Source organism: Pseudomonas sp. NPDC089547, assembly GCF_050280665.1.
Taxonomy (GTDB): Bacteria; Pseudomonadota; Gammaproteobacteria; order Pseudomonadales; family Pseudomonadaceae; genus Aquipseudomonas.
The window spans coordinates 1-11827 of record NZ_JBNNVS010000083.1; the positions used below are offsets into that span (position 1 = coordinate 1).

Genomic DNA, 11827 nt, shown 5'->3' on the forward strand with positions numbered 1-11827 from the left:
CTGGCGGCAGGCGACGAGGAAGCCGTGGCGCTCGCTGTAGCCCTCGCGGTAGCGGCCAAGGATGGTCGCCAGGTCGAAGCGGATACTCTTCGCGGCTCTGGCCGTTCGGCAGTTCCTTGTCGATCCACGGGATCAGGCTGCCCGCCAGCGGCACGCCGAAGTTCTCGGTCGGGTAGGCTTCGCTGCGCATGGCCTCGGCAACCTTGCGGTCGATGTCGAGGATGGCGCTGGCCGGGTTGGCCAGGTCATCGGCCACGGCGGCGTGGGTGGCACCCATCTGCTTGATCAGCTCGCGCATGTTCTGCGCGCCGGCACCCGAGGCCGCCTGGTAGGTCATGGCGCTCATCCACTCGACCAGGCCGGCTTCGAACAGGCCGCCCAGGCCCATCAGCATCAGGCTGACGGTGCAGTTGCCGCCGATGTAGTTCTTGGTACCGGCGTCCAGCTGCTGGTCGATAACCTTGCGGTTGACCGGGTCGAGGATGATCACCGCGTCATCCTGCATGCGCAGGGACGAAGCGGCGTCGATCCAGTAACCCTGCCAGCCGGCTTCACGCAGCTTGGGGAAGACCTCGTTGGTGTAGTCGCCGCCCTGGCAGGTCAGGATCACGTCGAGGGTCTTGAGTTCTTCAATCGAATAAGCGTCCTTGAGTGGCGCTGTATCCTTGCCCACGCTCGGGCCCTGGCCGCCAACATTGGAGGTGGTAAAGAACACCGGCTCGATAAGGTCGAAATCCTGCTCCTCCAGCATCCGCTGCATGAGCACGGAACCGACCATACCGCGCCAACCGATCAGACCTACACGTTTCATCGCAACTACACCTTCGCTAAAAGTGGGCCGCCACCGGGAATTTGGGGTGGCGGGCCAGAGAGATTACAGATTCCGCAGCGCTGCGACTACTGCGTCGCCCATTTCCTGCGTACCCACTTTACGGCAACCTTCCGAGAAGATGTCGCCGGTACGCAAACCCTGGTCCAGAACCAGGCTCACGGCCTTCTCGATCGCCTCGGCGGCAGCCGACTGATTGAAGCTGTAACGCAGCATCATCGACACCGACAGGATGGTCGCCAGCGGGTTGGCGATGCCAAGGCCTGCAATGTCCGGTGCCGAGCCGTGGCACGGCTCGTACATGCCCTTGTTGTCGGCATCCAGCGACGCCGAAGGCAGCATGCCGATGGAACCGGTGAGCATGGAAGCTTCATCCGACAGAATGTCACCGAACATGTTGTCGGTCACCATCACGTCGAACTGCTTGGGTGCACGCACCAGCTGCATGGCAGCGTTGTCGACGTACATGTGGCTCAGTTCCACATCCGGGTAGTCCTTGGCCACGTCTTCGACCACTTCACGCCACAGCTGGCTGGAAGCCAGGACGTTGGCCTTGTCGACCGAGCACAGCTTCTTGCCGCGCACACGGGCCATGTCGAAGCCGACACGGGCAATGCGGCGCACTTCGCTTTCGCTGTACGGCAGGGTGTCGTAGGCCTGGCGCTCGCCGCCTTCCAGCTCGCGCTGGCCGCGCGGGGCACCGAAGTAGATACCGCCGGTCAGTTCACGGACGATGAGGATATCCAGCCCCGACACGATTTCCGGTTTCAGCGACGAGGCATCGGCCAGTTGCGGGTAGAGGATGGCCGGGCGCAGGTTGGCAAACAGGCCCAGCTGCGAACGGATTTTCAGCAGGCCGCGCTCCGGGCGGATGTCACGCTCGATCTTGTCCCATTTCGGACCGCCCACGGCGCCCAGCAGCACGGCATCGGCCTTGCGCGCACGCGCCAGGGTTTCGTCGGCCAGCGGCACGCCGTGCTTGTCGATGGCGGCGCCACCGATCACGTCGTGCTCCAGGCTGAAACCGAGCTGGAACTTGTCGTTTGCCAGTTCCAGCACCTTGACCGCTTCGGCCATGATTTCCGGGCCGATACCGTCACCTGGGAGAATCAGAATCTGCTTGCTCATGCTTTCCTCTATCCATTCACGCGGTGCGGCCAAACGGGCCCCACCGAAAAGTGCTTAACGCTCGGCCCACAACACCAGCACATCGGTGCTGAACGAGCCGTCGGCCTCGATCTGGTAATACTGCCGTACTTCTTCGCCCATGGCTTGCTGCAATTGGCGGATGGCCACGCGCATCGGCTCGGGTGTACGCATGCGTTCGACCCAGCTGGTGAACTCCAGGCGCAGTGGCTGGCGCGTGTGGCTGCGCACATGCAGGCCGGCTTCGCTGATCTGGCGCTGCCATTCGGCGGCGGAGTAGTCGCGCACATGGCTGGTGTCGCGCAGCACCTCGACCGTTTGCAGGTAGGTGTCGAGCAGCGGGCTGCCCGGCGACATCACGTCGATGAACGCCGCCACGCCACCTGGCTTGAGAACCCGGCGTACCTCGCGCAGGGCCAGGCCCAGGTCGCTCCAGTGGTGAGCCGAGTAACGGCTGAACACGAAGTCGAACGAGGCATCGGCGAACGGCAAGCGTTCGGCGGCGCCGCGCTCGGTAGTGATATTGGTCAGGCCGCGCTCGGCGGCGGCGCTGGCGACCACGTCGAGCATGGATTGCGACAGGTCGTAGGCGACCACTTCAGCAACCAGCGGGGCGACGTGGAAACTGACATGACCGGCACCGCAGCCAAGGTCCAGCACGCGGGCAGCACCCTGCCCCGCCAGCTCGGCCTGCAGCAGGGCGAATTCGCTGCCCTGGGCGTGCACGGCGCTGCTGAGGTAGGCACTGGCCTGTTCGCCGAACTGGCGTTGGACCACGTCGGTGTGCTGGGTGCTGGTCATGTCTTGATCCTTTAGATTTTTGTTGCCTGTACCGGCCCTTTCGCGGGCATGCCCGCTCCCACAACGATCGCGTAACCCTTGTGGGAGCGGGCGAGCCCGCGAAGAGGCCAGTACTGCTACCTACAAACTTCAGGCATCGCGGAACAGCCAAGGCTGCCCGGCGCGGTGCTTGCCTTCGAAGGCCTTGATCGCGTCGCTGTCCTGCAAGGTCAGGCCGATGTCGTCCAGGCCGTTGAGCAGGCAGTGCTTGCGGAATGCATCAATCTCGAAATGCAGTACCTTGCCATCCGGGCGGGTCACCGCCTGCGCTTGCAGGTCGATGGTCAGCTGGTAGCCCGGGTTGGCCTCAACCTGCTTGAACAACTCGTCCACTTCTTCATCGCTGAGGATGATCGGCAGCAGGCCGTTCTTGAAGCTGTTGTTGAAGAAGATGTCGGCAAAGCTCGGTGCAATGATGCTGCGGAAACCGTACTCGTCCAGCGCCCATGGGGCGTGCTCGCGGCTGGAGCCGCAACCGAAGTTCTCCCGCGCCAGCAACACGCTGGCACCCTGGTAGCGATCGTGGTTGAGCACGAACTCCTGGTTCACCGGGCGCTTGCTGTTGTCCTGGTAAGGCTGGCCCACATCCAGGTAACGCCATTCGTCGAACAGGTTAGGGCCAAAGCCGGTGCGCTTGATCGACTTCAGGAATTGCTTGGGGATGATCTGGTCGGTGTCGACGTTGGCACGGTCCAACGGCGCGACGAGGCCAGTGTGCTGGGTAAAGGCTTTCATGCTGCGCTCCCTTGGATCAACTCGCGGACATCGATGAAGTGGCCGGTTACCGCGGCAGCGGCGGCCATGGCCGGGCTGACCAGGTGGGTACGGCCACCGGCGCCCTGACGGCCTTCGAAGTTGCGGTTGGAGGTGGACGCGCAGTGCTCGCCGCTCTCCAGGCGGTCCGGGTTCATCGCCAGGCACATCGAGCAGCCTGGCTCACGCCATTCGAAACCGGCTTCGACGAAGATCTTGTCCAGGCCTTCACGCTCGGCCTGGGCCTTCACCAGGCCCGAACCCGGCACGACGATAGCCTGCTTGACGGTAGCGGCTACCTTGCGGCCCTTGGCAATTTCAGCCGCAGCACGCAGGTCTTCGATACGCGAGTTGGTGCACGAGCCAATGAACACGCGGTCCAGCTGGATATCGGTAATCGCCTGGTTGGCGGTCAGGCCCATGTATTTGAGGGCGCGTTCGATAGAGCCACGCTTGACCAGGTCGGCTTCGGCAGCCGGGTCTGGTACACGCTGGTCAACAGCCAGGACCATCTCGGGCGAGGTGCCCCAGCTGACTTGCGGCTTGATCTGTGCTGCGTCCAGTTCGACCACGGTGTCGAAGACGGCGTCGTCATCCGACACCAGGTCTTTCCAAGACTCGACCGCTTGTTCCCATTGCTCGCCTTTTGGCGCGTAAGGGCGGCCTTCGACGTAGGCAACGGTAGTGGCGTCGGTGGCAACCAGGCCCACACGGGCACCGGCTTCGATCGACATGTTGCAGATGGTCATGCGGCCTTCCATCGACAACTCGCGGATGGCGCTGCCGGCGAACTCCATGGCGTGGCCGTTGCCACCTGCGGTACCGATCTTGCCGATCACGGCCAGCACGATGTCCTTGGCGGTAACGCCGGCCGGCAATTGGCCGTCCACACGCACCAGCATGTTCTTCATCTTCTTGGCGACCAGGCACTGGGTGGCGAGCACGTGCTCGACCTCGGAGGTGCCAATGCCATGGGCCAAGGCACCGAAGGCGCCGTGGGTGGAGGTGTGCGAGTCACCGCAGACCACGGTCATGCCCGGCAAGGTGGCACCTTGCTCCGGGCTGATGACGTGGACGATGCCCTGGCGCTCGTCATTCATCTTGAATTCGGTGATGCCGTATTCGTCACAGTTCTCGTCGAGGGTCTGCACCTGAAGGCGCGACACCTGGTCGACGATGGCCCCGATACCGCCCTTGCGCTCTGGCGTGGTTGGCACGTTGTGGTCGGGCGTGGCGATGTTGGCGTCGATGCGCCAAGGTTTGCGGTTGGCCAGGCGCAGGCCTTCGAAGGCCTGGGGCGACGTCACTTCGTGGATGATGTGGCGGTCGATGTAGATCAAGGACGAGCCGTCATCACGGCGCTTGACCTCATGGGCTTCCCAGAGTTTGTCGTAGAGCGTTTTGCCAGCCATCAGACTGTTCCTCATCAGCGTCTTTCTATGCCAAAAACCCCTTGGCTTGTATGGACGATGCTATGGGGTTAGATTGAATAACTCAAATTCATAATTTTTATGCTTTGGATAACCCAAAGGAATACAAAACCATGGACCTGGCCAACCTCAGCGCCTTTATCGCCATCGCCGAAACCGGCAGCTTCTCGGGGGCGGCCGAACGCCTGTTCCTGACACAGCCGGCCATCAGCAAACGCATCGCGGGCCTTGAGCAGCAACTGGACGTGCGCCTGTTCGACCGCCTGGGCCGCGAGGTGACCTTGACCGAGGCCGGGCGCGCCCTGCTGCCGCGGGCCTACCAGATCCTCAATGTCCTTGATGATACCCGCCGGGCACTGACCAACCTGAACGGGGCGGTGAGCGGTCGCCTGACCCTGGCCACCAGCCACCACATCGGCCTGCATCGCTTGCCGCCGTTGTTGCGGGTGTTCACCCGCCAGTACCCGGCGGTGGCGCTGGATATTCAGTTCATGGATTCGGAACAGGCCTACGACGAAATCCTGCATGGCCGTGCCGAAATAGCCGTGATCACCCTGGCGCCAGAGCCCCATCACCTGGTCAAGGCCGTGCCGGTGTGGGACGACGCCCTGGACTTTGTGGCCGCCCCCGAGCACCCGCTGGCCAACAATGCAGTGGGCCTGGCCGATGTGGCCCGCCACCCGGCGGTTTTCCCCGGTGGCAACACGTTCACCCACCACATCGTCCAGCGCCTGTTCGAAAGCCAGGGCCTTACGCCGAACATCGCCATGAGCACCAACTACCTGGAAACCATCAAGATGATGGTGTCGATCGGCCTGGCGTGGAGCGTATTGCCGCGCACCATGCTCGACGAACAGGTTGCACCTATCGCTTTACCCGGCATACAGCTGTCGCGCCAGCTAGGCTACATTTTGCACACGGAGCGTACGCTATCGAACGCGGCCAGGGCATTCATGGCCCTGCTCGACAGCCACGCGGGGCCCGCCTGACCGGCCGTCAGCCAGGTATTTCCGAAACCAAGGACGCGTCATACGCCAAAGGTCTGGTACCGATGCCCAAATCAGCAAACCGCTTTTTGCGCCTGCCGCGAATACCTGCGGCCGACCCCCAGGAATCCGAACAGGCCTGGCAAAACGCCCCGCAGCTGCTGGCGGCCCTCAACGGCGCACGCCTGGGGGCCTGGCTATGGGATATCGAAAGCGGCCGGGTCAGCTGGTCACGGGGCACCCAGGCCCTGTTCGGCTTCGACCCGCAGCGCCCGCTGCCGGCCGATGTCGACTACCTCGACCTGCTGCCCGAGGAAGACCGCGCCCGCACGCGCCAGGTGTTCCAGGCGGTATTCAACGGCGAACCGGTGGAGCAGGCCATGCGCCACCGCATCCGCTGGCCGGACGGCAGCCTGCACTGGCTGGAGATCAACGGCAGCCTGACCCACGACTCACACGGCCGGCCACAGATGATCGGGGTGATCCGCGAAATCACCCGCCAGCGTGAGCGGGAAACCGCCCTGATCAATTCGGAAAAGCGCTTTGCCACCCTGTTCCATCTCAGCCCCAATGCCATTTTGCTGACCCGCCGCCACGACGGCATGATCTTCGAGGTCAACCAGCACTTCGAAGACATGTTCGGCTGGCCCGGCAGCCAGGTGATCGGCAAGACCAGCCTGGAGTTGGGGCTGTGGGTAAACCCCGAGCAGCGCCACCAGGTGATGGAGTCGACCCGCGCCAACAGCGGCCCGTTGATCATGGAGGTGCAGTTCCGTGCGACCAGCGGCAAGGTGCATGATGGCATCCTCTGCACGCAGGGTATCGAGCTGGAAGGCGTCACCTTCCTGATCAGCACCTTCGTCGACACCACCGAGCGCAAGCGCGCCGAGCAAGCCCTGAAAGACAGCCAGGAACGCCTGGACCTGGCCCTGGACTCCGCACAACTGGGTACCTGGGACTGGCACATTCCCAGCGGCATGCTCTACGGCTCGGCCCGCGCCGCACAACTGCACGGCCTGCCGCCGATCCCTTTTCACGAGTCGTTCGATGCGTTTTTCGAGGGTGTGCCAGAGCAGGAACGCAACTCGATGCGCCAAGCCTACCGCAGCCTGCGCGAAGGGCCTGCCGGCAACTACCAGATCACCTATCGGGTACAGCTGGAAAACGGCATTTCGCGCTATATCGAAAGCCGCGCCCGGCTGTACCGCGACGAACAGGGCAACCCGCTGCGCATGGCCGGCACCCTGCTCGACATCACCGACCAGGTGGAGCGAGAGCAGCGCCTGAGCGCTTCGGAAGAGAAATTTGCCAGCCTGTTCCAGGTCAGCCCCGACCCGATCTGCGTCACCCGCCAGGACACTGGCCAGTTCATCGAGATCAACCCGGCGTTCAGCCAGACCTTTGGCTGGGACAGCAACCAGGTGATCGGCCGCACCGCCGAGGAAATCGGCTTGTGGGCCGAGTCCATCGAGCGCGCCCAACGGATCGAGCGGGTCATACGGGAACAGGCCCTGAGCAACGTCGCCGTCGTGGTCAACCACCGCAACGGCGCGCCGTTGACCTGCGTGATCTCCAGCCGCCTGATCACCGTTGACGACCAGCCCTGCAGCGTCACCACCCTGCGCGACATTACCCAGCAGCAACGCGCCGAGGCCGCGCTGAAGTCCAGCGAAGAGAAATTCGCCAAGGCCTTCCACTCCAGCCCCGACGCCATCACCATCACCGAGCGCCACAGCGGCCGTTACCTGGAAATCAACGACGGCTTCTGCCGCCTGACCGGCTACAGCGCCGCCGAGGTGGTGGGCCATACCGTCTACGAAATCGGCATCTGGGCCGACGACAAGCAACGCAGCGCGCTGCTGGCCGAGCTGCGAGACCGCGGCCGGGTGCACCACCGCGAGATGCTGGGGCGCAACAAGCGTGGCGATATCCTTACCGTGGAGGTGTCGGTGGAACCGATCACCCTCAACGAAGTGGATTGCCTGTTGCTGAACGCCCGCGATGTCAGCCAGTTGAAAAATGCCCAGGCGCAGATTCGCCACCTGGCCTACCATGACCCGCTCACCAACCTGCCCAACCGCGCCTTGCTGATGGACCGCCTGAGCCAGCAGATTGCCCTGCTCAAACGCCACAACCTGCGCGGCGCCCTGTTGTTCCTCGACCTCGACCACTTCAAGCATATCAACGACTCGCTGGGCCACCCGGTGGGCGACACGGTGCTGAAGATCATCACCGCCCGCCTGGAAGCCAGTGTGCGCCTGGAAGACACCGTGGCCAGGCTGGGTGGCGACGAGTTCGTGGTACTGCTCAGCGGCCTGGAAGGCAGTCGTGAACTGGTAGAGGAGAAAGTACGCGAACTGGCCGACACCTTGCGCGAACTGCTGGCCGAACCCATGTCGCTGGATGGCCAGCGCCTGCAGGTAACACCGAGCATCGGCGTGGCGCTGATCCCCGACCATGGCGCCACCCCGGCCGACCTGCTCAAGCGTGCCGATATTGCCCTGTACCGAGCCAAGGACTCCGGGCGCAACACTACTCAGCTGTTCCACACCACCATGCAGAAGGCCGCCAGCGAGCGGCTGCGCATGGAAAACGACCTGCGCCTGGCCCTGGCCCGTGGCGAACTGGCGCTGCACTTCCAGCCGCAGGTGGATGCCCGCGACAACCGCATCGTCGGCGCCGAGGTACTGCTGCGCTGGCACCACCCGCAACTGGGCCAGCAGCCACCCGGGCAGTTCATCCAGGTGTTGGAAGAAAGCGGCCTGATCCTGGAAGTTGGCAGCTGGATCCTCGACGAAGCCTGCGATGCTTGCGCCCGCATGCTGGCCGACGGGCTGATCGACGGGAACGATTTCAGCCTGTGCGTGAACATCAGCCCACGGCAATTCCGCCAGAACGACTTTGTCGGGCGGGTGCTGCGCAGCCTGGACGACTATCGCCTGCCGCGGCACATGCTGAAACTGGAAATCACTGAAGGCATCGTCATCCAGAACCTGGAAGACACCATCAGCAAGATGCGTGAACTGAAGCGCTACGGGGTGAGTTTTGCCATGGATGACTTCGGCACCGGCTACTCCTCACTGACCTATCTCAAGCGCCTGCCGGTGGATGCGCTGAAGATCGACCAGACCTTCGTGCGTGACGCGCCAATCGACCCTAATGATGCGGAAATTGTCCGTGCCATCGTCGCCATGGCCCGTAGCCTGGACCTGGCCGTGATTGCCGAGGGGGTAGAGCTGACCGAGCAGCTGGAGTTTCTCGAACGGCTGGGCTGTCACTTGTACCAGGGTTACCTGCACAGCCGACCGTTGCCTTTGCCGGAATTTCGCAAGATGCTGCTGGAGGCGCCTGCAGACTACTGACACGATCATTGTAGGAGCGGCCTTGTGTCGCGATGGGCTGCAACGCAGCCCCGGCAATCTGTGGTGGTACGCAGGTTTTGGGGCTGCTCTGCAGCCCATCGCGACACAAGGCCGCTCCTACAAGGGACCGCGTGAGGCAGCACAAAAAAGGGCACCCCTAGGGGTGCCCTTCTTCACATCAGCGTGATCAGTTCAGCGCTGGCTTGTCGCCATTGATCGGGATGCGCTTGGCCTTGGCTTCTTCAGGCACGATGCGCAGCAGGTCGATGCTGAGCAGGCCATTGGCCAGTCCGGCGGCTTTCACTTCAATATGGTCAGCCAGGCGGAACGACAGCTTGAAGGCGCGCTGGGCGATACCCTGATGCAGGTAGGTCACTTCAGCGGCGCCATTGTCGCGCTTGCCACCGGTCACGGTCAGGACGCCTTTCTCGACCTGCAGGTCGAGGTCCTGCTCCTGGAAACCGGCTGCGGCAACCACGATGCGGTAGTGGTCATCGCCATGCTTTTCCACGTTGTAGGGCGGATAGCTGCTACCGGCCTCGTTACGTGCCGCGGATTCGAACAGGTCGTTGAAACGGTCGAAACCAACGGAATGGCGGAACAGTGGAGCGAGGGAGAAAGCGGTGGTCATGGTCATGAACTCCTGAGATTCAGCAAGTAAGTCATTACGCGACCCGACTTCGGCATCGCGTACTCAAGAGATATGGCCAGGGGAAATGCTTTCAAGGGGCAAGCAGAAAAAATCTGAAATCGGCGCAGCCTTTTTCGCGGGCACGCCCGCTCCCACAGGATCACCACAGGCCTCAAGACCAGCACAATACCTGTGGGAGCGGGCGCGCCCGCGAAAGGGCCGGATCAGGCAACACATGCCTCCAGAGATTGAACCTCAACCCCCAGCAAGCGGCTGATCCGTGCACAATCATCCTCTCGACGCAGCTCGGCAAACAACACCACCGCCTCAGGGTAACTACGGGTCAGCATCGCCAGCCACTGCTTCATCCGCCCCGGCGCATAGCGCGGCGACAGCTTGTGTTGCGCCTGGCGCCAGAACTCGCGCAACAATGGCAGCAAATCATCCCAACTCATCGGTTGATAGTCCTGCCCGTTTCGCGCCGCGGCAATCTGCAGTCCCAGGTCGGGGCGCGATACCAGCCCCCGGCCCAGCATGATGTCTTCGGCACCGCTGACCTCACGGCAACGCCGCCAGTCATCGACGGTCCAGATCTCGCCATTGGCAAACACCGGCACCTTGACCACATCCTGCACCCGCGCCACCCACTCCCAGTGCGCTGGCGGCTTGTAACCCTCGACCTTGGTCCGCGCATGCACCACCAGGTGCGCCGAGCCGCCTTCGGCCAGCGCCGTGGCACACTCCAGCGCACCGTCGGGGCTGTCGAAGCCCAGGCGCATCTTCGAGGTTACCGGGATATCGGCCGGCACGGCACGACGCACTTCGCGCACAATTGCATGCAGCAGTTCCGGCTCCTTCAGCAACACCGCACCACCGCGCGACTTGTTCACGGTCTTGGCCGGGCAACCAAAGTTCAGGTCGATCACCGGCGCGCCCAGCTCGCAGGCCAGCGCGGCGTTTTCCGCCAGGCACACCGGGTCCGAACCCAGCAACTGTACACGCATCGGCACACCGGCAGCCGTGCGCGCCCCGCGGCGCAGCTCGGGTGCCAGCTTGTCGAACGACGACGGCGGCAGCAGGCGATCGCACACACGAATGAACTCGGTGACGCACCAGTCGATACCGCCCACGCGGGTCAGCACGTCGCGCAGGATGTTGTCGACCAGCCCCTCCATGGGGGCCAGGGCAATTTGCATGTGAGGGTCTCGGCGGAAAAAGCCGGCAGTCTAACAAAAATTGCCGGTGTTTCAGGCGCCGATCAGCGCCGGGCCGTACCCCTCGACGAATTCTGCCGGCATGCGCTTGGGCTTGCCGCTGGACAGTTCGATGCAGGCAAAGGTGGTTTGCGCACGCAGCAGGGTCACGCCGTCACGCGGGCGCTTGAGCTGGAAGCGCCGCGTCATGCGCAGGCGTTGGTCCCAGTCGATGATCCAGGTGGCCAGTTGCAGTTCGTCGTCCTCGTAGGCAGCGGCCAGGTAGTCGATTTCGTGGCGCACCACCGCCATCGCCCGGTCCAGGCGCCGATATTCGGCCAGGTCCAGCCCCAGGCGTTGGGAGTGGCGCCAGGCGCAGCGCTCCAGCCAGGTGACGTAAACCGCGTTATTGGCGTGGCCGAGGCCGTCGATGTCCTCGCTGCCGACGCGCAGGTCGATGACGAAGGGTGTTGCCAGGTCCCAGCTCATGTTCGCTTCCTTGGCAGAAAAGGGGGATTTAGCAGCGACCTGTGGGGTAATGTCCAGCCCCGTGAGGCTGACGCGCCCCCTGTAGGAGCGGCCTTGTGTCGCGATGGGCTGCGCAGCAGCCCCGGCAGTCTGTGCCGGGGCTGAGATTTTGGGGCCGCTGCGCGCCCC

10 protein-coding genes are annotated in these 11827 nt (G+C 63.5%); 2 read left to right on the forward strand and 8 right to left on the reverse strand.

Translation table 11 applies throughout. The features are described 5' to 3' along the window. The 5 genes from asd to leuC form a co-directional block, all read right to left on the reverse strand. Window positions 1-811, reverse strand: an 811-nt coding sequence (gene asd, locus ACQKPZ_RS27425; protein WP_427544309.1) for an aspartate-semialdehyde dehydrogenase, incomplete at its 3' end; no start/stop codon positions are given. 63 nt (window positions 812-874) lie between these two features. Continuing rightward, a complete protein-coding gene (gene leuB, locus ACQKPZ_RS27430) occupies window positions 875-1957 on the reverse strand; it encodes a 3-isopropylmalate dehydrogenase (protein ID WP_391137513.1) in 1083 nt (360 codons plus the stop codon). Window positions 1958-2011: 54 nt separating this feature from the next. After that, complete coding sequence (locus tag ACQKPZ_RS27435; protein WP_427544312.1) at window positions 2012-2776, reverse strand: class I SAM-dependent methyltransferase; 765 nt, start codon at window positions 2774-2776, stop codon at window positions 2012-2014. 129 nt (window positions 2777-2905) lie between these two features. Next, a complete protein-coding gene (leuD, locus tag ACQKPZ_RS27440; RefSeq protein WP_391137519.1) occupies window positions 2906-3550 on the reverse strand; it encodes a 3-isopropylmalate dehydratase small subunit in 645 nt (214 codons plus the stop codon). Continuing rightward, window positions 3547-4980, reverse strand: a complete 1434-nt coding sequence (gene leuC, locus ACQKPZ_RS27445) for a 3-isopropylmalate dehydratase large subunit (protein ID WP_391137522.1) — start codon at window positions 4978-4980, stop codon at window positions 3547-3549. The genes leuD and leuC overlap by 4 nt, the downstream gene beginning before the upstream one ends. 131 nt (window positions 4981-5111) lie before the next feature. On the opposite strand from leuC, the gene ACQKPZ_RS27450 reads away from it, so the two are divergent. Further along, a complete protein-coding gene (locus ACQKPZ_RS27450; protein ID WP_391137525.1) occupies window positions 5112-5987 on the forward strand; it encodes a LysR family transcriptional regulator in 876 nt (291 codons plus the stop codon). A 62-nt stretch (window positions 5988-6049) separates the two neighbouring features. Beyond that, window positions 6050-9346 (forward strand): PAS domain S-box protein, encoded by a 3297-nt coding sequence (locus ACQKPZ_RS27455; protein WP_427544315.1) that lies wholly within the window; start codon window positions 6050-6052, stop codon window positions 9344-9346. A gap of 187 nt (window positions 9347-9533) precedes the next feature. On the opposite strand, the gene ACQKPZ_RS27460 is transcribed toward ACQKPZ_RS27455, so the two are convergent. The 3 genes from ACQKPZ_RS27460 to ACQKPZ_RS27470 all read right to left on the reverse strand — a co-directional run bounded on the left by ACQKPZ_RS27460 (window position 9534) and on the right by ACQKPZ_RS27470 (window position 11659). Further along, the gene (locus ACQKPZ_RS27460) at window positions 9534-9977 is read right to left on the reverse strand and encodes an Hsp20 family protein (RefSeq protein ID WP_051099848.1); all 444 of its coding nucleotides are present in this window, start codon (window positions 9975-9977) and stop codon (window positions 9534-9536) included. Between the two features lie 224 nt (window positions 9978-10201). Beyond that, window positions 10202-11173 (reverse strand): tRNA dihydrouridine synthase, encoded by a 972-nt coding sequence (locus ACQKPZ_RS27465; protein ID WP_427544318.1) that lies wholly within the window; start codon window positions 11171-11173, stop codon window positions 10202-10204. Window positions 11174-11224: 51 nt separating this feature from the next. Next, entirely contained in the window at window positions 11225-11659 is a 435-nt protein-coding gene (locus tag ACQKPZ_RS27470; protein WP_016500875.1) for an acyl-CoA thioesterase, read from the reverse strand. Between the last annotated feature and the right edge of the window lie 168 nt (window positions 11660-11827).